This is a genomic window from uncultured Umboniibacter sp. (assembly GCF_947497555.1).
Classification (GTDB): domain Bacteria; phylum Pseudomonadota; class Gammaproteobacteria; order Pseudomonadales; family DSM-25080; genus Umboniibacter.
Map to the genome: position 1 here is coordinate 214,074 of NZ_CANMGY010000002.1, position 21,965 is coordinate 236,038.

The following is a 21,965-nucleotide window of genomic DNA, read 5'->3' on the forward strand; positions in this document are numbered from 1 at the left end:
GCTCGTAGCTAAGTCCGCACAGCAAACCTAAAGAAGGGGATTACTAGTGATAGTAATCCCCTTCTTTTTACTCCGCTAACGGTGCTTTGAGCGACATCTCTCTACGCGAACTGAGTGACCTTAGATTTTCCCAGAGCAGACTGCTAGTTGACAACTCCGGCGCTACGCAGCTTGGCGATATGGTCATCGGATAAGCCCATTTCCTTGAGCAGGCTCTCACTATCTTCACCCGCGGCAGGCGGCGCTTTGTTGTAGCGGAGCGGCGTGCGCGAAAACTTTACCGGATTGGCCACCGACTTGATTGATACTCCATCCCCTCGCTCCTGTTTCAACACCATCTCGCGATGCTGTAATTGCTCATCCTCAAAGACCTGATCAAGGGTATTAATTGGGCCAACGGGTACCCCAACCGATGACAGCTCGCTCAACCAATTTTCCATCGGACGCGCACTGGTGATTTCAGTAATGAGCGGGACCAGTACCAGGCGATTTTTCACCCTGCTTGGATTAGTTGAAAATCGCTCATCCGTTGCCCACTCCGCCTTACCGAATTGCTGGCATAATTGCTTAAATTGTTTGTCGTTGCCGACGGCCAACATGAAGTAGCCATCGCTGGCGGGAAAGGCTTGATAGGGACAGATATTTGGATGTGCCGTTCCTTCGCGCTGAGGTACAACACCGCCAACAAGGTAGTTTGCCGATTGATTCGCTAACCAGGCAACCTGGGTATCTAACAGCGCCAAATCGATATACTGCCCTTCCCCGGATTTTTCCCGCTCTAACAAGGCCGCCTGAATAGCAGCCACTGCGTACATACCCGTCATCAAGTCGGCCACTGCGACCCCTACCTTTTGCGGCCCCGCATCACTTTCATCATCCCGAGGGCCAGTGATACTCATCAAACCGCCCGAGGCCTGTATCATGGCATCGTAGCCAGCCTGATGTGCCTTGGGGCCCGTTTGACCGAAACCGGTAATGGAGCAGTAGACCAATTTAGCGTTCAAAGGTTTCACGCTTGGATAGTCTAAATTGTATTTCGCTAACCCACCTACTTTGTAGTTTTCAATCACTACATCGGCATCGGTAATGAGCTGCTGAATGAGCTTTTGGCCATCTTCGGTGCGGAAATCTACGCAAATTGAGCGCTTTCCTCTATTCGCGCAGCTGAAATAGGCGGCATCCGTAGAGCCCTCAATCCAAGGTGGCCCCCACTTACGCGTGTCATCGCCTTGAAGGCTCTCAATTTTGATAACGTCTGCGCCGAAATCAGCCAGGACTTGGCCCGCCCAGGGCCCGGCCAAAATTCGACTCAAATCTACAACTTTTAATCCGGTAAGTGGTCCGCTCATGATCAACTATCCATTGGTAGGTCCATTATTATTCCAGGAGTGTATCGCGTTAGCGCAATGGTTTCACTAGTTCCCAATTTAAGCGTAAACTAACGCAAAACTTTAGAAGGTAAGGGCAATGTCAAAAGGTCGTGAAAAACATCAAGCGCGGTTAAATGAGCTCTCTCTATTTGGCAAAGACTTAGCACGTCGCTCCGGGCGAAAGTGTGAGTTATGTGAAGCCTCTGGTGTTGCACTCAAGGCGGTGGAAGTTGAACCAGCCCCTAAGGAACCGGATTTCGATTACTGTGTTTTTATCTGCGACACCTGTGACGATCAATTGCGCAGTCCCAAGCGAAGAGATCATAATCACTGGCGTTGTCTAACTCAGTCCGTCTGGTCAGAGACTCCGGCTATTCAGGCGCTCTCTATTTGGTTGGTAAGGCAAATCCCCGAAGACTGGGCAACTGATACCGTAGAAATGATTTTCGCCGATGATGACGTTATGCAATGGGCGGACACAATTAGTTTCGAAGGCAAATAACGCAAGGTAGCCATTATGATTGAGCATCAATTAGACCTCACCACTCCGGCACTGCTGTTTCCCGCCATTTCGTTACTTTTACTGGCCTATACCAATCGTTTTTTAACCTTGGCTCAACTGCTAAGACAGGTTCGTCGCCAGAGTATCGACTTTTCGCATTTTAGCGGCGCCCAGCAAGTAAAAAATCTGCGTTTTCGGGTACTTCTAATTCGCTGGATGCAATTCCTTGGCGTGGCGGCATTTCTATTATGCACCGCTACCATGCTGGCGCTCTATCTTTCGGCCGCAACGGTCGCAAGCCTACTTTTTCTTGGCAGCCTCATTACCCTGTGTGGATCGCTGATCTTCTCTATGTGGGAAATTCATATCTCTATGGTGGCTATTAATTTGGAGCTAGAGGGATTAGAGCGCGAAAGTACTGAAGGCAGCGAAGGCCAAGGGTAACCAGAGCGCGGTTAATATGGCATTCAAACCCATACCTAGGGCGCTAAACCCCGCTTCAACGGGGTTATGCTCCAGCAGCTTAGCTGTAGCGAAGGCATGGGCAGTGAGACCCTGAGAAAGCCCCCGCACTGCGGTATTCTCAACCCCAAGTCTGGCCAAAACATACGGACCCATAAACGCGCCCATCGCCCCTGTCAGTGAGACCGATAATGCCGAAATTGGTGCCAAGGCCCCCATCATTTCTGCCAAGGTGTAGGCTACGGGGGTGGTCACGGACTTAGGCGCTAAACTCAGCCAAACCGCTTCATCCACGCCTACCCAAGGTAGCGGTCCAATCGCCAGTATTCCCAACAGCACTGAACACACGGCCAGTCCGGCCGCTAATCTTGCAAAACCCGAGGCCAATTCACGGACACTTCGATAGATAGGCAGCGCCAACGCTACAATTGCCAACTCTAAGCAGCGAAGTAGATATTCGCCACCCACCATAAATTGGCCATAGTTTAACGGCGTCAAAATGAGTACGGCAAAGACCATGGCACTCAAAGAAAACACGGGATGGAGAAGCGGCATTGCGCCACTGCGCCGATAGGCCCACAGACTAAAGCGGTAACAGACCAATAGCGTTAGCATTGTTGCCCCAGCTAAGAACCAACTTGCCATCAGTCCGTCTTCCTCATGGCACGTTGCAAGATCAACGCGACCACGATCAAACTTAGCAACCAACTGACAAACAAATAGGTGACCAGAAGCAGCCAGCCCCAAGCATCAAGGATATCAATCTGCGTAACGCCAACAATGGCAGGAACGAAGAATAAACTGAGGTGAGGTAGCACCCGGTCAACGGGTTCACCGAGCCAATCGGGAATCCGGCCAATGGCAGTGAGTGCCACCACCAGCAATATCATGCCAATAATAGCTCCTGGGAAGGGAAGCGAAAAGGATGCTTGAAGTAGTTTGCCTACCGCTAAGAAAGCGCTGAGACAAACTACCATAGCTAGTGCTTTAGCAAGCCACTTTAGTGATTGCATGAATCCTCGAGTGATTTAACTTTCCGACGATATGCGTGAAGCAGCGGTTCAGTATAACCACTTGGCTGCTCAGCCCCGAGGAAAATTAAATCACGAGCGGCGGCGAAAGCCAAACTCTCTGAAGGATTCGTTGCCATAGGCTGGTACGCTGGATCCTGTGCATTCTGCTGATCAACAATCGCCGCCATCTTGAGCATCGACGCATTAACTTGCTCTGCGGTGATTAACTCCTGAGTCAACCAGTTGCAAATGTGTTGACTGGAGATACGCAGTGTTGCCCTATCTTCCATTAGTCCAACGTTGTTAATATCGGGTACTTTCGAACAGCCGACACCCATATCTACCCAACGCACAACGTAACCAAGGATCCCCTGAACGTTATTATCGAGTTCATGTAATCGGGTCTTTTCATCCAATACCGAGGGATTAGCCTGAAGTGGAATCTGAAGAATATCATCTACCGATGCAGGCGTCCGAGTTTGTAGTTCGTCTTGGATTGAGGAAACACTAACTTGGTGATAATGCAAAGCATGTAAAGTCGCTGCAGTAGGCGATGGTACCCACGCGGTATTCGCGCCCGCCTTCGGATGACCAATCTTCTGCTTAAGCATTTCTGCCATTTGATCAGGGATTGGCCACATTCCTTTACCTATCTGAGCACGACCTTGAAGGCCACACTGCAGACCGATATCGACATTAGAGTTCTCATAGGCACCCAGCCAAACCGCCTGCTTGATTTCGGCCTTAGGAAGGAAAGCACCCGCTAACATTGAGGTGTGAATTTCATCGCCCGTACGATCAAGGAAGCCAGTATTAATAAAGGCTACTCGACTCGATGCTGCAGCAATACAATTCTTCAAATTGATAGAAGTACGGCGCTCCTCATCCATGATGCCCATCTTAATCGTACCAGAAGGCAGTTGGTATAGGCGCTCGATAGCCGCGAACAGTGCGTCAGCAAAAGCGACTTCAGCAGAGCCATGCATTTTAGGCTTAACAATGTAGATACTCCCGCAACGACTATTACCCTCCTCACCGCGACGCAGATCATAAAGCGAGATGAGGCTGGTCACCACGCCATCGATAATACCCTCGGGCACTTCGCGACCTTGAGCATCGAGTATTGCATCATTAGTCATGAGATGACCTACGTTACGGACGAACAGTAAGCTGCGGCCTTTAATGACGATGGTCTCACCACCTCTGCCAATATAGCGACGGTCTTCGTTCAGCTTGCGTTGAATGGTCTTACCATTTTTCTCAATGTTTTCAACCAAGTTACCCTGCATTAACCCCAACCAGTTTCGATAGCAAAGCACTTTGTCCTCGGCATCGACTGCCGCCACGGAATCTTCGCAATCCATAATGGTAGATAATGCCGACTCCAACAGAATATCGCTCATGTTAGCCGAATCGGCCTGGCCCACATTCGTACTGGCATCAAACTGCAACTCAACACTTAGGCGGTTATGCTCCAGCAAAATACGCTCTGGCTGCTGAGGCTCGCCACTAAAACCCTTCCACGCACTGCTATCGCGCAACCTCACTGAATCACCACTGGCAAGTACGACAACTAACTCACCCGATTCCACTCGGTAGCTCACGGCATCCTGGTGAGAGCCACTTTGTAACTGAAAATTATCGTCTAACCACTTCTTCGCCCAGCTAATCACTTGTTCGCCTCGGACAGTGTCGTAACCCTTACCTGCGGGCTCACTGATTATCGCGTCGGTACCGTAGAGGGCATCGTAGAGGCTACCCCAGCGTGCGTTGGCCGCATTAAGCGCGTAGCGAGCATTCATAATAGGGACGACCAACTGAGGACCAGCTTGCTGAGCAAGTTCGGCATCAACCTTATCTGTGGTAATCTGAAAGTCATCCACCACAGGCTCAAGATAACCTATTTCCTGTAGGAAGGACTTGTAACGGTTAAACTCTGGATTGTTGTGGTGACGGTGATATTCGCTGATTCGCGCCTGAAGATCATCACGCTTAATTAATAGCTCGCGATTTTGTGGGACGAATCCTTCGATAATCTGTTCAAAGCCCGCCCAGAACGCTGCGGGCTCAATCGCTAAACCAGGCAGCACATCTCGATTGATAAAATCGGCAAGAACGTCTGCTACTTGAAGGGTCCCGATGGATTGATACTGTGTCATAAAAGCTACCTCGTTTATTGCGCCACCCTTAATGAATCAAACTCATAGTGGCAAGTCGATGGATTCATCATAACGGGACTCACGCAAACGGCTAGTTACAATCGGGTATTACTCAGATAACTTCTATGAATAGTGTTTAGCTCAGCGCAATACCATAGATGTAATCATCCATTACAAAGCCGTTACCGATATCATTGCATACCGACTCTAGCTGGGAAAACCCGTTGCGCTCATAGGCTTTTATAGCTTTAACATTGGCCTTATTGACCGCCAACTTCAGCTGCGAGGCGCCGGCCTCCGTAGCCTCTCGTTTGATCCAGCTCAACATCTGCGAGCCTATCCCTGCGCCAATCTCGTTAGGCAGCAAATAGAGCTTATGGAGGTAGGCCGTTTGTGAATCAATGAGTTCCCAGCCAGCAAATCCCACTAATTCCTCATCCTTATAAGCCCCCGCAAACTGAACTCCACGCTCCATATCACTGCGGAGCTGATCATGGCTATACATCCAGCCAAGCATGAAGTCGATCTGCTCGTGCGAAATAATCCCTGGGTAATGTGCTCGCCACGCGAGCTCAGCAATTCTTTGTACCGTAGAAATATCCTCGGCCTTAAGTTGACGAATGAGTTGATGTTGGGGGGCGGACTTGGTTTGAGTGTTAGGCATAGGGGATGGGAACCGATAGGGTTTCTTTGACTTCTTCCATTACAACATAGGAGGTGGACTCTTGCACATCCGGTAGGGTTAGCAAAGTTTCCCCAAGAAAGTGTCGATACGCGGGCATATCGGCGACTCGAGCTTTGATCAAATAATCAAAATTACCCGAGACGAGGTAACACTCCTGGACTTCTTCTAATTTGATGGCCGCTTCACGAAATTCCGAAAAAATACCCTGCGCCTTTCGCGCCAAACGAATTTGCACAAAGACCACCAAACCGGCAGATAAATAGGACGGGTCTATGACCGCGGTATAACCCTTAATAACACCCTGTTTCTCTAGGCGCTTCACTCGTTCCATACAGGGAGTTGTGGAAAGCCCAACCTGACGAGACAGTTCGGCGTAACTCATCCGTCCATTTTTCTGCAACAGGCGTAAAATATTTTTATCAATTTTACTTAGATTTTTCATGTCACCTTTCATACAAAAACCCAACTTTAAGTTGATTTCACTAATTTAAAACCAATTTATCAATACAATCACCTTAAATTAAACGTTAATCAGGAAAAAAATCAAGTAGTGAGCTCTATAATGAATCAAGTTTCTAATATCTAGTCCTAAACACGATTTAGCTTTTTAAGAGGATTTTTGCCATGTTGATCGGTGTACCTAAAGAAATCAAAAACCACGAATATCGTATTGGTTTAACACCTGCTGGTGTTAAAGAACTTATCGCCAATGGCCATCAAGTTATGGTTGAATTCAATGGTGGTGACGCAATCGGCTTCAGCAACGACCAGTATGTGGCTGCCGGTGCAGAGATTGTTGAAAAGGCTAGCGATATTTTCGCTCGTGCCGACATGATCATCAAAGTAAAAGAACCTCAGCCAGTTGAGTGCGAAATGCTTCGCCCTGGTCAGTTACTTTTCACCTACCTCCACCTTGCTCCAGATCCAAAGCAAACTGAGCTGTTGATCAAGTCTGGCTGTACAGCAATTGCCTACGAGACTGTCACCGATAACGCCGGTACGCTTCCACTCCTAGCCCCAATGTCTGAAGTTGCTGGCCGTATGTCTATCCAAGCCGGCGCGCATCATCTTGAAAAAGCTCAAGGCGGTTGTGGTGTACTTCTTGGCGGCGTTCCTGGTGTTGCACCAGCTAAAGTATTGATTATCGGTGGCGGTGTAGTAGGCACGCAGGCCGCTCGCATGGCTGTTGGCATGGGTGCTGACGTAACGATTCTTGATCGCTCGCTAACTCGCCTAAAGCAGTTAGACACAGAGTTTGATGGGCGTCTTCGTACTATCTATTCTACTGCTGATGCGATTGAAGAGTACTCGTCAGAGGCGGATCTCGTCATTGGCGCGGTATTGATCCCGGGTGCAGCGGCACCGAAGCTCATTACCAAAGCGCATCTAAAAGCGATGAAGAAAGGCGCTGTAGTAGTTGATGTTGCGATTGACCAAGGTGGTTGTTTCGAAACTTCACGTGCAACGACTCACCAAGAGCCAACTTACGTGGTTGAAGATGTTGTTCACTACTGTGTTGCTAACATGCCAGGCGGTGTTGCGCGTACGTCTACCATGGCGCTAACTAACGCAACGCTTCCGTTCGCAGTAGCGTTGGCAAACAAAGGCGCCGCGAAAGCCATTGCAGACGACAAGCACCTTGCAAATGGCCTTAACGTCCACGCTGGCAAGGTAACTTGTGAAGCCGTTTCGGTTGCGCTGGGTTACGACTACGTTGCGCCAAGCATCGCACTTGCTTAATCTAGTTTAAGATTCCGCAAACCAAAAAAAGCCGAGCTAAACAGCTCGGCTTTTTTTTGGTTGAGGTGAATTACTCCGGAATCGGGAAACCTCGATCGCGCATCAACGGCTCAATACCCGCATCACTACCACGGAATAGGCGATATGCCTCAGCTGGATCCATCGAATTACGCGGCGCAAACAAATAGTCCACTAAACGTTTTGCGACGTCTTCATCGTAGAAGCCACCAGGCGCTTCAGCAAAGGCTTCTGAAGCATCAGAGGTGAGCACATCGGCCCACATATAACCATAGTAACCCGCCGAATAGCCCTCACCTGAAAAGATGTGGCCAAAGTGCGGAGTACGATGACGCATAACTAACTCACTCGGCATATTCAGGTCCGCAAGCGTCTCACGCTCAAATGCATCAGGATCAATCCCCGTTGGATCAACGGTATGAAACTTCAGATCTACCAGCGCACTTGCTAAATATTCGGTCGTGGAGAAACCCTGATTAAACGTCGAAGCAGCTTGAATCTTCTCAAACAACTCCGCTGGCATAGGTTCGCCAGTTTCCGCATGAACCAGATAGTTGTTAATGACTTCTGGGGTACTTAACCAACGCTCTAACAACTGACTCTGGAACTCGGTGTAATCTCGAACACCGCCGTTAAGAGATGGGTATTCAACGTTTGAAGATAGCGAGTGCAAGGCATGTCCAAATTCATGGAAGAAAGTAGTCGCATCATCCCACGAGACTAATACCGGCTCGCCAGGCGAGGCCTTTACGAAGTTTGAGTTGTTAGAACTCAAAACGTTGGTCGGCCCTTGGAAGGTGGTGTGTGAGCGATAAGACGTTGCCCAGGCCCCCGAGCGCTTACCTTGACGCGCAAACGGATCTAAGTACCAAAGGCCAATATTCTCTCCCGTCGTCTTGTCAGTGACTTCCCAGACATTCACATCGGGATGAAAAACAGGAACACTGCCTTCGGCAACTGGCGTGAATTCAAAGTTAAACAACTCTCCCGCCACATAGAACATAGCTTGAGTCAGCTTATCCAATTGTAGGTATTGCTTAACCTCGTCCGAATCGAGGTCATATTTGGCCTTACGTACCTTCTCGGCGTAGTAACGATAATCCCAGGGAGCGATAGTGATATCAGCGCCTTCCGCATCGGCAATAGCTTGCATATCAGCAACCTCTTCTGCCACACGACCAATCGCGGCTGGCCAAACTGCTTCCATCAACGCCATTGCGTTTTCCGGATTCTTAGCCATGCGATCTTCAAGGCGCCACGAGGCATAGTTTGGGTAGCCTAATAAGTTGACGCGTTCATGACGCAACTGCAGGATTTCCGCAATAATCGCGTTATTATCGAACTCACCACCGTTGTCACCACGGCTGTAGTAGTTATTCCACACCTGTTCGCGCAACTCACGATTATCTGAATAAGTAAGGAACGGCGACATCGACGATCGCGTGTTAGTAATCGCATACTTTCCTGCCTGACCTCGAGCTTCAGCTGCCGACGCCGAGGCACTCACGAATGAACCTGGCAAACCACCTAACTGATCTTCATCCAAATAGACAACATAGCCCTCTTCATCGGCAAGCACGTTATTACCGAACTTTGTGTGTAGCTCCGCCAAGCGCTGCTGAATCTCTGCATAGCGTTGCTTCGCCTCACCATCTAAGGTTGCGCCGTTACGCGCAAAGCCGTTATAGGTTAGCGTGACTAAACGCTGCTGATCTGGGCGAAGCGAATTCATCTCCTCACCTTCATAAACCGCTTTTACACGGGCGAAAAGCGCTTCATTCTGGTTAATTTGTGAAAAGAAGGCACTCATTTTAGGTGCCATTTCCTGCTGAACCGCACGGAATTCCGGCGAAGACATATTTGAAGACCAAATACCATAGTAGGTAAAGACTCGGCCGAGATCATCACCCGTGGCCTCAAGCGCAACGATCGTATTTTCAAAGGTTGGCGCCGCTTCTTGATTAGCGATACGTTCCACCTCGATGAGATTTACACGCATACCCTCTTCCAAGGCTGGCTTTAAATACTCCAATGACATTTCATCAAATGCTGGAACGCCGCCGTAGGGACCTTCCCACTGAGCAATTAGCGGGTTGTTCATTTCCGCAACGGCTGCAGTCGGCTCATCCATAGAAGAATCATTGGATGGGGAACAAGCGATCAATGAACCCATTGCAACGGCAAGGGCTAAGGGTTTTAAAGTATGTTTAATCATAATACTCGCATCTTTTTAACAAAGCGGGTGATACCCACGGTGTTTACAGGTTAGCAGAAATCTTGTTCCCTAGAAGCTCGTGTAGCGATTTTTCACTGTTATAGGCAACACGGTCGGAAACAAGAAAGTGACAGATGTAATCTTCTGTTATCGCTAAAACGTGGTAATTTGGCAATCGTGGAATCTACGAAGTGATAAATGGCGCACCTAGTTGCGACCAACAAACAGACAATTGGCTCGTCGCGCCGCTGATACGCCCAGGCCTTAGTGGTATAAACGAGTCCACGCGCTGTTAGGACTAGCTAGTTTTTTCTAGCCAACATTGACGGCATTGATAATTTCTAGCCCAGACTGCCTATCAATCACTAAGTTAGAGAAATCAAAGAGATCGGTATCCGCCAATTGGGTGGGCTTAACATTTCGAATAGCACCAAAGATATTCTGAATTCGTCCAGGGTGCTTCACATTCCACTCGGCAAGCATTGCTTTGATGTTTTGACGCTGCAAGTTTTCCTGGGATCCACAGAGGTTGCACGGAATGATTGGAAATTCCTTCGCCTCAGCTAACGCAATCAAATCTTCCTCTGGGCAGTAGGCGAGTGGTCGAATCACCACATTACGCTTGTCATCGGACAACAATTTCGGTGGCATCGCTTTGAGCGTTCCGCCGTAAAACATATTGAGGAATAAGGTCTCAATAATATCGTCTCGGTGATGTCCCAGCGCTATTTTGTTCGCACCAATTTCTTCGGCAAAGCCATACAGTGAACCTCTGCGAAGGCGTGAACATAACCCGCAAGTAGTCTTGCCCTCGGGCACCACTGACTTAACGATTGAATAAGTATCTTTTTCGAGTATATGGTACTCAACACCCACGGTATCAAGATAAGCTGGAAGTATATGTTCGGGGAAACCTGGTTGTTTCTGATCCAGATTCACTGCTACCAGCTCAAACTTCACCGGCGCGGTCTTTTGAAGACCCAGGAGAACATCTAGCATTGCATAGGAGTCTTTGCCACCAGAAAGACAGACCATTATTTTATCGCCCTCTTCAATCATGTTGAAGTCAGCGATAGCCTGCCCCACATTGCGACGAATGCGTTTCTGCAGTTTGTCTAGCTCATGTTTAGTGCGTCGTGGATCGGCGATAGTCATTGAAAGTCCCAGCAAATTAATCAAAAAAACGGGCGCATTATACTGCGAAAACTACCGCTTCCCTAGCGGTAGTTTTTCTTACCAATACTGGCAACTATAACTACTAACAACGCTCCGCCATTGACAGAGATCAGCCTAACAAACCCTAATTAACTTCGCGCAATATGTCGTTAGGCGCAACTTGAACTACCTGCTTTGAGGTTAATAGCCCAAACAACGCCACGACTATTGCTGAGCCTATGGGAAGAATAATCCACATTGGCCAATGCCAGGCCATTGGCAAGTCAAACTGTTGAGTTTGAATCACTGCCGCTGCACCTTCGGCCATTCCGGCGCCTAGAATACCCGCGGCGAAACCTAGAAAGCCAAACTCAATGAGAAGTGCGCCTAGCAGGCGTTTCTTAGAGGCACCCAAAGCGCGAAGCACCGCACTCTCACGAAGACGCCAATCTTGGCTTGAGCGGACGGTAGCAAGCAGTACCAAGATAGCTGATACTGCTACCAAACTTAATACCAGCTCCACCGCCCTACTCACTTGATTGATCACCTGACGGACCTGCTCAATGATATAACCCACGTCAATAACCGTTACCGTAGCAAACTCACGAAGAAATGCGGGAATGAAATCGGTCCTGTCCTCTGGAACATAGGCACTAGTCATCCAACTCGCCCCGAAATCCTCTAATGCCGGTGGTGATAACAACATGAAGAAAGCGGGTCGTAAATCATCCCAATCTAACGTTCGAATGTTGGCCACCATGACTTTTACTTGAGTACCGCCAATATCAAAGGTAATGGTGTCCGCTAGCTTCAGGTTCATCCGTGTGGCGACAGACTCTTCAACCGAGACAAGTAACTGATCTGTATCAGGTTCCCACCAGGAACCAACTACCAACTCATTATCTCTTGGAAGCTCGGACGCATAGCTCAAATTGAGTTCGCGCGAAATATGTCGATAGCCATTCTGCTCGGCACGAACTTTCGCATCTTCACCATTAATCAGTGCGATGCGCCCGCGAACCATGGCATAAAGCCCTGAATCATCAATATTTTCGTAGTCAAATGTGTGATTCATATTATCGACTTGATACGGCGCGACATTCGTAAAGAAATGATTGGGCGCATCCTCTGGAATGGATGCCTGCCAGTCGCCAATGAGTGAGCTTCTTACTAATACCGCTGAGGCTAATAGCGAAAGCGTTAGCGCGAAAGCAACAATTTGCCCTACCGTCAGCCAACGATGTCGAGCGAGTGAACTCATTGCCAATCGCCAAGGCGACGACGCTTGAACCAACCTGCGTCTACCACTAAATAGAAGGATGGCTAACAGCCAGGCAACGCCACCTCCCAGTAGTAGAGCTCCTAACAATCCTACGATGACCCAAGGGGTTTCTGTATACAATACTAACAACAAGCTAAACGCAGCGATGCCAATTACCGAGGCACTTAAGAGTGATCCTGTGCCACCCAGTTCCCGGCGAATAACCCGTAAGGGAGGTACCGCTCGCAGCTGATAAATTGGCGGTCCCAAAAACGCAACCATACTAATGAGCGAAGTCAAAACACCAAGCCAAGCGCCAAGCAAGGTTGGCGCAGGTAACTCTGTCTCTAGCCAGGTACTGATTAACGCACTGATACCAGCTTGTACTATTAATGCTATAAGTAGTCCAACCGCCGTTGAAAGAAACCACAGTGCAGCAAGCTTTTCCACCAGTAAGCGAGTGATACGCTTCGGTGTCGCTCCCAGCGTTTTCTTGACCGCCACAGCATCGAGTAGGTAACGGCTATAACGCCTGCCCGCTAACGCCAAGGCAACGCCCGCCATCGCCACACCTAAAGCACCGCAGAGTAGCAAGAATTGTTTCGCACGCGCTAAAGTTCGAGCTAATTGCGGCTGACCTTGCTCAAGCGTGCGAATAGACACATCATCCTCGTTAACTTCTGACTCAAGCCAGGTTGCGAAGTCTGAGATGGCGTCTTCATCACCCGCGTACTGCTGCGCGTAGCTCAATCGGCTGCCTGGCCTTAACGCCATGGTTGAATACACGTCAACCATTGAGATCATCACCCGTGGCCCAAGTGAAAACAAACTGAAGCCACCGTCCGGCTCACGTTCAATAATTCCGACAACCTTCACCACTAGCTCGCCAACGTAAATTGAATCACCCACAGTAAGCTGAGCGCGGTCCAAATAGGTCTGATCCACTAAAGCAGTGCCGGAAGCAAGTAAGCCGTAGTTGGTTGATGGCGGTTCAAAACCAGCTTTATACACCAACTCGCCTCGCAGCGGGTAGTCACTTGATACCGCTTTGATCGACACCAAAATACCATTCGTGTCATCGCTAACTGGGTAAGCCATGGTGGGAAATTGAACAGTTTGCGAGGTTTTCAATCCACTACTTTGCGCGACAGTAATCAAATTATCGGGAAGTGACTTACGCGAGTTCACGGCAAGGTCACCGGCTAAATACGTGGCTGCCTGAGCATCAAGCGCTCGCTCGAGGCGTTCGGCAAACAAACCAATACCTGCCACAATAGCCACTGACATCGCTAATGCGACAGCCAAAATACTCAAATCTCCCGAACGACCACCGCGCCACTCGCGGCGCAACCATTGCCAACCGTTCACGCAGCTGCCTCCGCGACAATTTGACCTGCCTCAATTCGAATTTGACGTCCACAGCGATCTGCCAGTTCGTGATCATGAGTCACTAAGACTAATGTTGTTCCTACTTCTCGGTTCAAATCAAAGAGCAAATCGGCAACTTGCTCGCCGGTAGCCGCATCAAGCGAGCCCGTGGGCTCGTCAGCAAACAATACGGCTGGCTGAGCAGCGAAAGCTCGAGCTACGGCAACGCGCTGCTGCTCGCCACCTGAGAGCTTACTTGGGTAATGGTCTATGCGGTGCCCCAGACCCACTTTTTCCAGCCACTGCTTAGCCTGACGTTCAGCATCCGCGCCCCCAGCCAGTTCGAGTGGCAGCATAACATTTTCCAACGCCGTCAAACTTTGAAGTAGTTGAAAGCTCTGAAAGACAAACCCCACATGCTTGGCTCGCAACAGGGCAAGCGCCTCTTCATCAAGGCTTTCTAATCGCTGCCCCGCAAAATTGATGGAACCTGATGATGCATGGTCAAGGCCAGCCATTAGACCCAATAAGGTAGACTTGCCGGAGCCCGAACGACCGACAATGGCAATGGTCTCACCCTTTTCAATAGCGAAGGAAAGATCGTCAAGTAACACCAGTTCGCCGTCCGCCGCAGGGACCACCTTGGAAACATTTTCAAGTTGTAGAATCATGGATTCACCTTGTTATGCGGCGATATTAACTCACCGAAATTAAGCCGTAGTATAAATTTAACATTCATTCTACGGTGCTTTACGGGGAATGCGTCTTAGGATAAACCACATGGTAAGCCGGCTCGGCTTTGATTAGCATAATGATATTCTTATGAGGAGCGTAAAATGCGCCAATTCTTCAGCTTAATCGTCCTGTTATCCGCGCTACTAGCACCGACTAGTCACGCGGATCGCTGGATAGTGCTAGGTGATAGCATCAGTGCCGGCTATGGTTTCGATCTTGACCAGGGTTGGGTCAACTTATTTAGGGAGCGATTATCCGACAATGGTGATCATGAAGTAATCAACGCCAGTATCAGCGGCGAAACCACTGGCGGAGCGCTAGCACGATTACCAAACTTACTTGCACAGAAACCAGCTGACTGGATGATTGTGGAGCTTGGTGGCAACGACGGCCTCCGTGGCTACCCCATCAATAGCATTCGGGAAAATCTGGATCAAATTGTTACGCTCGCTCAAGCGAATGGCACCCAAGTTATTCTTGTCAGTATGCAAATTCCACCCAACTACGGTCCTCGCTACACCCGCCAGTTTCGCGCAGTCTATGATGAGTTAACCGAGAAATATGAACTCATTCAGGTAGAAATCTTTTTGGAAACGGTCGCTACCGACCCAGAACTGATGCAGAACGATGGGATCCATCCTAAGGCCGAAGCACAGGGTGAATTACTTAATAACGTTTGGCCTGCCATCGAAACTGCGATGTTGTTATCCGAAGAAAACATAAAAGACTAAAGATTAACGATCGGTAGCTTGGTCACTAAATCCTACAAAACTCGCACGTTAGAGGCCTGGGCCCTAATCTCCCTGACTCCCTGACTCCCTGACTCCCTGACTCCCTGACTCCCTGACTCCCTGACTCCCTGACTCCCTGGCTCCCTGACTCCCTGACTCCCTAGCTCCCTGGCTCCCCGAGGAAATTAGTTATTATGAGGCGCCGAGTTTGCTGAATGAGTCCTTCACTAAGCGCTCATTCAGCGGTTCTTGAGCTTGCCAAACGCCGAACGAAGCGCCGTGGCATTACGATCTCGGATATATCGGCGACCGTTAACCATCAGCGGAATCTCAGTGGCCCAAACTACTAACAGCAGTGCCATTGGCCAAATCACCTGATCAAGATATGCGAAAGGTAAATACAGGAATAGAGCAAGTAAGAGCGAGCCTCGTATTAAATTATTTGCATAGAAATGGTGCCATCCCAAGAAGAACAAAAGCTGCCGCTTACTAAATTCCTGCGGATCTCGCACTACCTCTGAAGCAGCAGTCTCAACGAAACTGCGCTGTGCCTCGGTCAGCTCAGCCAACTTTCGTTCAAGTTTTTGTTCTTCATCAAACAAAAGTTCTTCGCTCAACACGGCCCCATCTCCTTAAAGCTGAATCACATATTCTTTGGCTGTAGTTTCTACCACTTCCCAGGTACCTGTAAAGCCTGGACGAATAACAAAACTATCGCCTGCCCGAAGAGTTTGGATGTCACCATCGTCACTTGTCAGGATAGAAACACCTTTGAGAATATGACAAAACTCCCACTCATCGTAGCTGACGGTCCACTTCCCAGGCGTAGACTCCCACACGCCGGCAAAGCGGGTACCATCAACGTCTTCGTAGTTCCAAGTGCGGAATTCAGGATCACCCGCTAACAACTTTTCCGCTGCGGGGCGCTCAATTTCAACCGCTACGGTTGATGGATCAAATCGTAAAAACTTCATCAATATTATCCTATTGTTACTTTGGGTTCTGCAGGCTTTTCAATCTGCATTTTTTCCGTTGGCGGCATTGCCAAAGCCTCGCCTGTTGCGACCCGCTTACCGTGCTGATTAAGTACTTTGCAATTGATGGTGACTTGCTTACGACGATCGTTCTTCTCGGCAACTTCCAACTCAATAGTTAGCGTATCGCCAATAAGCACGGGGGCGCGAAACTTTAAATTTTGCCCCAGGTAAACGGAGCCCGGGCCGGGGAGATTTAGCGCTAATGCTGCGGAGACCAACGCGCCTGTCAGCATACCATGAGCAATACGCTCGCCGAACTGGGTGGTGGCAGCATAATCGGCATCAAGGTGAACCGGGTTGGTGTCTCCCGATACTGCCGCAAACAGGAGAATGTCCTGTTCTGAGACCGTTCGGACATAACTTGCCGACTGGCCAATCTCAAGTTCATCGTAAGTGTAGTTAACTAAAGTCGTCATTAAATTATCCTCGAGTACAGTGTCGAAGATTGTAGCGACTGATCAGTCACCTTTCTAGCTCTGCACTCGAAAACACGTACTTCGTTACTCATATAGCGCCAAACTAGACAAATAAAGCATTAACCGTGGGAATAACTACTGCGCTCCGATGACCTGTCGCGTCTTCGCTTCCAAGCGAGTTAATCCCCATTTTTTGCCCTCTTGGATTGCCTCATCTTCGCTTGCACCGGCTTGAGCTGCGGTAATCGCTACCAGCGCTCCTACCCGATTACCACTAGCGCAATGAACCACAACGCCCTCATGACCATACTCCGCCAACAACTCAGCGAGCTGCGCTGCATTTTCCACACTAACGTCATTGGCACTGGCAACGGGGATTGAGTGATAGTTCATCCCCGCTCCTTCCACCACTGACTGCTCGGCAAAGGGTTGCTCTTCGATTGGGCGAAGGTTAATAACGTGCTTTACACCGTGGCGAGAGAGATACTCAAGTTCACTTGCGGTTGGCTGCCCCCCAGCAAAGATTCCATCCTCAACTTGACTAAGGCTGCCAACCTGCAGAATCGAGCCCAACTCGGGCTCGTCGACCATGGGAGCGGCCTTTGGACTCGTGGCAGATTGATTAGTACAACTCTGCAACACGATGATGATAGTCAGAAGTATTAAGCTAGTTATGCGCACAAATCGTCCTCTACTTGGGGGCTATAGGATCAACGCGCAGCTGTCCCACTTCAAGAACGGGTGACGCATCAATTCGCTCGGCGTCCATCATCGAAGCAATTCGCTGCATGGTAGCGACCATTTGCGACTGCTCCCACTGTTCCATGGACTCAAAACGGTTAATGAAATGTTCCTGCAACAGGGTAGGCGCATCTTCAATCGTAGCGCTTCCCGTTTCCGTTAAGAACAGCCCTACTCGACGTCGATCGTTCTCTGACCGCTGGCGGACAACAAGCGCCCGAACTTCAAGTCGGTCTAAAATACTGGTAACCGTTGCCGAACTTAGGGTGATCCGATTGGCGATATCCTTCACCATCGTACCTTCGTGTTGACGAATATCCTGAAGAACAAGTAACTGAGAACTCGTTAGACCCGTCTCTTTATTCAATTTTTTGGAATACAAATCGATGGCCCGAATTACCTGTCGAATGGACACTAATAGCTCTTCGTATCGCTGCATACTCTCAACTCGCTAGTCATTATCATTAATTGCTGACACGGTAACAAATATCGCCATGATCGCCAACATCCTTTTGGTTTACGACGCAAGTAAAACCCGTCGCGCTCCCTCTACCACCGTCTTTCGCAAACCCTAAGTTATGGGTTGAAGTTTAGAACAATTAATTAGAGCTAAACTAAATATCTTTTAATAATCTAAAAGAATAAGAGTAAGTAAATCGCCGTGAAACCTTATAAACTCGCACATAAATTGACAATTGAACTAAAAGAGACCTATAATTAGTTCGAACACTAATGATTAGTACTCTAATCAAGGCTCAGTCATTGGCCTATCTGACATAGTTAAAGGAGGAACCCAAGTGAATACCACTAACATTTCCAATATGGCAGCCCAAATTGCTGGGAAAACCTACATCGCTATTGCGCTTTTTTCTTACATCATCCCCTGGACCATCCTCTGCTCGTTAAAACTTCTCCAGCGTACTAAGGCCAAATTTTTCAGCCTAGGTCGCAAGCTCAAGCACCAGAACTAATTTCTTCCGCCATTGCGACAGCCTTACGCATCCAAATCGGATCTACTTGCACAAACAAACGTGTCGCTAGTATTCCACTGTGCCAGTCGAACCTACAAATAGTTCAAGCATTTTCACCCGAAGGTGAATATTGATCAGCCAACTATCTAACTCAATTCATCTATACTTTTCACACCTAAAACGATAATCACAAATAAAGGTGTGTCACTGCATGAATATTCAAAGCGGTCTCTTGCTCGCCTCAGCATTCGTAGCATCCTGCTCCTTGGCAAGTCCGCAGGCGGAACCCTCGTTACCAGCCTGGCAAGATCCAACCGTATTTCGGATCAACAAGCTGCCCTCAAGAAGTTTTTTCTACAGCTACCGTAATGCTGAAGAGTTAAACATCACTTCACCCTTTAACAGTAGCAACCACCTACTCTTAAATGGCGAATGGCAGTTTAATTGGGTAGAACAACCTAACGACAGGACCAGCGGGTTCGAACGTAGCGACTTTGACGACTCTGGGTGGGACACCATTCCCGTTCCCGCCAACTGGGAAATCAATGGCTATGGCATCCCCTACTATCACAGCCATAACTGTTTCGCTCCTAACATCACCCCGCCCGAATTGCCGCAGACCTACAATCCCGTGGGGCAATATCGCAAGCAATTTATGCTGCCAGACGATTGGCAGAACGAACGAGTGGTCGCCCATTTCGGCGCGGTTAAGTCGGCGTTCTATGTTTACGTTAATGGTGAACGCGTCGGTTATTCCGAGGATTCAAAGACCCAGGCCGAATTTGATATCAGCGAATATCTGCAAGCTGGCGAGAACACGCTCGCTCTAGAAGTCTATCGCTACTCGGACGGCTCCTACTTCGAGTGTCAGGATATGTGGCGACTCAGTGGCATTGAACGAGACGTCTATCTATTCGCCACGCCAAAAGTCCATATCGCCGACTATCACAGTGAATCAACCCTAAGCGCCGACTATCAGGATGGCGTCCTCGACCTCTCGGCGCGAATCGTCAATAGCAGTAGCGAAACGGAACGTAATCTATCGCTCAAGGTATCACTATCCGATGAGGGCAAAACCCTCGTTGAGGAAACTTTAGAGATCGGATCATTGGCGAGTAACTCCGAGGAGCTAGCTAGCTGGCAAGTAAACTTGCCAAACATAGAAGCTTGGAGTGCAGAGAGCCCTAAGCTCTATCAGCTGGATCTAACGCTGGTCGAAAATGACCAAGCCATTGAATTCATCAGCAACCGAGTAGGCTTTCGCACCAGCGAGCTTCGTGACGGTCAATTTCTCATTAACGGACAGCCGGTTCTCTTCAAGGGCGTAAACCGTCACGAACATGATCCCGTTACCGGTCACGTTGTTTCGCGAGAATCCATGGAGCTAGATGCTCGCCTGATGAAGGAAAACAACATCAATGCAGTGCGCTTAGCACACTACCCGAATGACCCCTATTGGTACCAACTTGCCGATGAAGTTGGCCTCTACCTTGTCGACGAGGCGAATATCGAGTCACATGGCTTAGGTGCGGCGAATCAGGGCTCTGGTTACAACCCCACCAACCACATTGTCAATCAACCAGACTGGCACGATGCCTATATCGATCGCATCGAGAATATGTATCAACGCAGTAAAAATAATCCCTCGGTAGTGATTCGTTCGCTGGGCAATGAAACCGGTGATGGCCCGAATACCGAAGCCAGTTATGACTGGTTAAAGGCTGCGTCTGACGAGCCGGTAATCTCAGAGCAAGCTCAGTTGCGTCGCCATACCGATGCCTACGGCCAAATGTACGCGTCAATTGACCAAATCACTCATTATGCGGAGACGGAGATTGATTCACGCCCCGCCATTCTGATTGAGTATGAACATGCGATGGGCAACTCACTCGGGAATTTCAAAGAATACTGGGACACCTTTAAGCAATATGATTCGCTGCAGGGAGGCTTTATTTGGGATTGGGTTGATCAAACCTTTCTCCGCCATACCTCTCAGGGCGAACCTTTCTGGGCCTATGGCGGTGATTTAGAACCACCAGCGGTGATTCACTCCGATAGCTTTTGCGCGAACGGTTTAGTGTATGCAGATAGAAGTGCCTACCCCTACTTACATGAAGTAAAGCGAGTTCAGCAAGATATTGCCATCCACTTCAATGCGGACACGCAAGCGCTGACGGTTCATAACGAGTTCTTCTTCATTGATCTAAGCGGCTATGAATTAAGCTGGGAACTTATCGCGGATGGCCAAACGGTTGCGCAAAGCAGCCAACGTATTCCGCTCACTGCTCCCGCTCAGAGTGCTCAGATCATTGACCTTAGCAGCCTAAACTTGAGCGAGTTCGAGGGTGAATTATTCCTAAACACGGCTGTTCGCCTTGCTGGCAATCAGGGATTGCTAAATGCCGGTCATATCGCAGCGGAATCTCAGCACGCCCTAGACTCTGTGTTCACGCCTGCTCTGGCTTCTGAGGAAGTACGCTTGCGGCTGAGAGAAAACGACGAGCGTTACCGTTTGAGTAGTAGTGTTGCTGACATCGAATTCAACAAAGCGAGTGGTCTCCTCAGTAAGGTAAGCTATCACGGCGAGGACATTCTTGCCGAAAGCACACGACCTGAGTTCTGGCGTGCCCCGATTGATAATGACTTCGATATTGCCAAATTCCAGTCCAGCCTTTCCACCTGGCAGTGGGTTGGCCGGTCAATGACGCTCGACTCTTTAGTGTTGGAGCGAATTGACTCGAAACGCGTGAAGGTCTCAACCGTTCATAATTTGCCAAGCGTCCAAAGCCAATACCTAAGCGAATACATCGTTCACGGTAATGGTCGAATTGACTTCGACCTATGGTTCTACGCGGCGCCGCATCAAAAGCAGGCTGAACTGCCTCGCTTTGGCACTCTCTTTCAACTCAGCCCTGCGCTGAGCCAAGTTGAATGGTATGGACGCGGACCCCATGAAAATTATAGTGATCGTAACGCCTCTGCCGATGTCGGTCGCTATCAGTCCACCGTTGCGGAGCTCTATACTGCTTACGTGAGACCACAGGAAAATGGTTACCGAACGGATGTGAGAGAGCTTCACTTTATTGACAACGCGCAGCGTGGTGTTAGTTTTGTAGGAGCGCCATTGTTGAGCTTCGGTGCTCAGTACTACTCAACTGACGACTATGATGCGAGCAAGGATCAAGTCGCTCGCCGCAATCTTCACCCACATGATCTCGTGGCGCGAGATAGAATCTTTTTAAATATTGATTTGCGTCAGCGCGGTGTCGGCGGAACGGACTCTTGGGGCTCACCGCCACTGTTTCGCTATACACTGCCTTGGTTGGATTATCGCTATCAATTCTCGATGCAACCATTAACGACTGCAGACTAGTTGAGGCTGACAA

Annotated in this window: 21 protein-coding genes; 6 read left to right on the forward strand and 15 right to left on the reverse strand. The window is 49.1% G+C overall.

The features are described from left to right. Positions 1 to 143: 143 nt before the first annotated feature. Entirely contained in the window at positions 144 to 1,349 is a 1,206-nt protein-coding gene (locus Q0698_RS03815) for a CaiB/BaiF CoA-transferase family protein (RefSeq protein ID WP_298633899.1), read from the reverse strand. A 118-nt stretch (positions 1,350 to 1,467) separates the two neighbouring features. On the opposite strand from Q0698_RS03815, the gene Q0698_RS03820 reads away from it, so the two are divergent. Together Q0698_RS03820 and Q0698_RS03825 are read left to right on the forward strand one after the other, a co-directional pair. Continuing rightward, positions 1,468 to 1,872 (forward strand): hypothetical protein, encoded by a 405-nt coding sequence (locus Q0698_RS03820; RefSeq protein WP_298633900.1) that lies wholly within the window; start codon positions 1,468 to 1,470, stop codon positions 1,870 to 1,872. Positions 1,873 to 1,887: 15 nt separating this feature from the next. Further along, complete coding sequence (locus Q0698_RS03825) at positions 1,888 to 2,316, forward strand: DUF2721 domain-containing protein (RefSeq protein WP_298633901.1); 429 nt, start codon at positions 1,888 to 1,890, stop codon at positions 2,314 to 2,316. Here Q0698_RS03825 and Q0698_RS03830 read toward each other — a convergent pair. The 5 genes from Q0698_RS03830 to Q0698_RS03850 all read right to left on the reverse strand — a co-directional run bounded on the left by Q0698_RS03830 (position 2,275) and on the right by Q0698_RS03850 (position 6,633). After that, positions 2,275 to 2,979 carry an LrgB family protein gene (locus Q0698_RS03830; protein WP_298633903.1) on the reverse strand — a complete coding sequence of 235 codons (705 nt, stop codon included), beginning with the start codon at positions 2,977 to 2,979 and terminating at the stop codon, positions 2,275 to 2,277. The genes Q0698_RS03825 and Q0698_RS03830 overlap by 42 nt on opposite strands. Continuing rightward, the gene (locus tag Q0698_RS03835) at positions 2,979 to 3,347 is read right to left on the reverse strand and encodes a CidA/LrgA family protein (RefSeq protein WP_298633905.1); all 369 of its coding nucleotides are present in this window, start codon (positions 3,345 to 3,347) and stop codon (positions 2,979 to 2,981) included. Before Q0698_RS03835 ends, Q0698_RS03830 begins: the two co-directional genes overlap by 1 nt. Beyond that, complete coding sequence (locus Q0698_RS03840) at positions 3,335 to 5,506, reverse strand: malate synthase G (RefSeq protein ID WP_298633907.1); 2,172 nt, start codon at positions 5,504 to 5,506, stop codon at positions 3,335 to 3,337. The genes Q0698_RS03835 and Q0698_RS03840 overlap by 13 nt, the downstream gene beginning before the upstream one ends. A gap of 136 nt (positions 5,507 to 5,642) precedes the next feature. After that, positions 5,643 to 6,170, reverse strand: a complete 528-nt coding sequence (locus Q0698_RS03845) for a GNAT family N-acetyltransferase (RefSeq protein WP_298633909.1) — start codon at positions 6,168 to 6,170, stop codon at positions 5,643 to 5,645. After that, positions 6,163 to 6,633: an Lrp/AsnC ligand binding domain-containing protein gene (locus Q0698_RS03850; RefSeq protein ID WP_298633911.1), complete on the reverse strand. Its 471-nt coding sequence runs from the start codon at positions 6,631 to 6,633 to the stop codon at positions 6,163 to 6,165. Before Q0698_RS03850 ends, Q0698_RS03845 begins: the two co-directional genes overlap by 8 nt. A 182-nt stretch (positions 6,634 to 6,815) precedes the next feature. Between Q0698_RS03850 and ald the strand changes: the two genes are divergently transcribed. Next, entirely contained in the window at positions 6,816 to 7,931 is a 1,116-nt protein-coding gene (ald, locus tag Q0698_RS03855) for an alanine dehydrogenase (protein WP_298633913.1), read from the forward strand. A 70-nt stretch (positions 7,932 to 8,001) separates the two neighbouring features. Here ald and Q0698_RS03860 read toward each other — a convergent pair whose 3' ends face one another. From Q0698_RS03860 to Q0698_RS03875, 4 genes are all read right to left on the reverse strand, one after another. Continuing rightward, positions 8,002 to 10,164: a M3 family metallopeptidase gene (locus Q0698_RS03860; protein WP_298633915.1), complete on the reverse strand. Its 2,163-nt coding sequence runs from the start codon at positions 10,162 to 10,164 to the stop codon at positions 8,002 to 8,004. A 312-nt stretch (positions 10,165 to 10,476) separates the two neighbouring features. Beyond that, a complete protein-coding gene (gene ttcA / locus Q0698_RS03865) occupies positions 10,477 to 11,319 on the reverse strand; it encodes a tRNA 2-thiocytidine(32) synthetase TtcA (RefSeq protein WP_298633917.1) in 843 nt (280 codons plus the stop codon). 145 nt (positions 11,320 to 11,464) lie between these two features. After that, positions 11,465 to 13,948 carry an FtsX-like permease family protein gene (locus Q0698_RS03870; RefSeq protein WP_298633919.1) on the reverse strand — a complete coding sequence of 828 codons (2,484 nt, stop codon included), beginning with the start codon at positions 13,946 to 13,948 and terminating at the stop codon, positions 11,465 to 11,467. After that, positions 13,945 to 14,619: an ATP-binding cassette domain-containing protein gene (locus Q0698_RS03875; protein WP_298633921.1), complete on the reverse strand. Its 675-nt coding sequence runs from the start codon at positions 14,617 to 14,619 to the stop codon at positions 13,945 to 13,947. Before Q0698_RS03875 ends, Q0698_RS03870 begins: the two co-directional genes overlap by 4 nt. Before the next feature lie 165 nt (positions 14,620 to 14,784). Between Q0698_RS03875 and Q0698_RS03880 the strand changes: the two genes are divergently transcribed. Beyond that, the gene (locus tag Q0698_RS03880) at positions 14,785 to 15,414 is read left to right on the forward strand and encodes an arylesterase (RefSeq protein WP_298633923.1); all 630 of its coding nucleotides are present in this window, start codon (positions 14,785 to 14,787) and stop codon (positions 15,412 to 15,414) included. 239 nt (positions 15,415 to 15,653) lie between these two features. Here Q0698_RS03880 and Q0698_RS03885 read toward each other — a convergent pair whose 3' ends face one another. From Q0698_RS03885 to Q0698_RS03905, 5 genes are all read right to left on the reverse strand, one after another. Continuing rightward, positions 15,654 to 16,034: a hypothetical protein gene (locus Q0698_RS03885; RefSeq protein WP_298633925.1), complete on the reverse strand. Its 381-nt coding sequence runs from the start codon at positions 16,032 to 16,034 to the stop codon at positions 15,654 to 15,656. Positions 16,035 to 16,046: 12 nt separating this feature from the next. Further along, positions 16,047 to 16,388: a cupin domain-containing protein gene (locus Q0698_RS03890; RefSeq protein ID WP_298633927.1), complete on the reverse strand. Its 342-nt coding sequence runs from the start codon at positions 16,386 to 16,388 to the stop codon at positions 16,047 to 16,049. Between the two features lie 5 nt (positions 16,389 to 16,393). Continuing rightward, positions 16,394 to 16,867 carry a MaoC family dehydratase gene (locus tag Q0698_RS03895; protein WP_298633929.1) on the reverse strand — a complete coding sequence of 158 codons (474 nt, stop codon included), beginning with the start codon at positions 16,865 to 16,867 and terminating at the stop codon, positions 16,394 to 16,396. A gap of 135 nt (positions 16,868 to 17,002) precedes the next feature. Beyond that, complete coding sequence (locus Q0698_RS03900; protein WP_298633931.1) at positions 17,003 to 17,548, reverse strand: sulfur transferase domain-containing protein; 546 nt, start codon at positions 17,546 to 17,548, stop codon at positions 17,003 to 17,005. A gap of 10 nt (positions 17,549 to 17,558) precedes the next feature. Further along, positions 17,559 to 18,047, reverse strand: a complete 489-nt coding sequence (locus Q0698_RS03905; RefSeq protein WP_298633933.1) for a MarR family transcriptional regulator — start codon at positions 18,045 to 18,047, stop codon at positions 17,559 to 17,561. Between the two features lie 358 nt (positions 18,048 to 18,405). Here Q0698_RS03905 and Q0698_RS03910 point away from each other — a divergent pair, with 358 nt between their 5' ends. Both Q0698_RS03910 and Q0698_RS03915 read left to right on the forward strand, forming a co-directional pair. Then, entirely contained in the window at positions 18,406 to 18,579 is a 174-nt protein-coding gene (locus Q0698_RS03910) for a hypothetical protein (protein WP_298633935.1), read from the forward strand. A gap of 211 nt (positions 18,580 to 18,790) precedes the next feature. Then, on the forward strand, positions 18,791 to 21,952 hold the full coding sequence (locus Q0698_RS03915; protein WP_298633937.1) for a glycoside hydrolase family 2 TIM barrel-domain containing protein: 3,162 nt from the start codon (positions 18,791 to 18,793) through the stop codon (positions 21,950 to 21,952). The last annotated feature ends 13 nt before the right edge of the window (positions 21,953 to 21,965 follow it).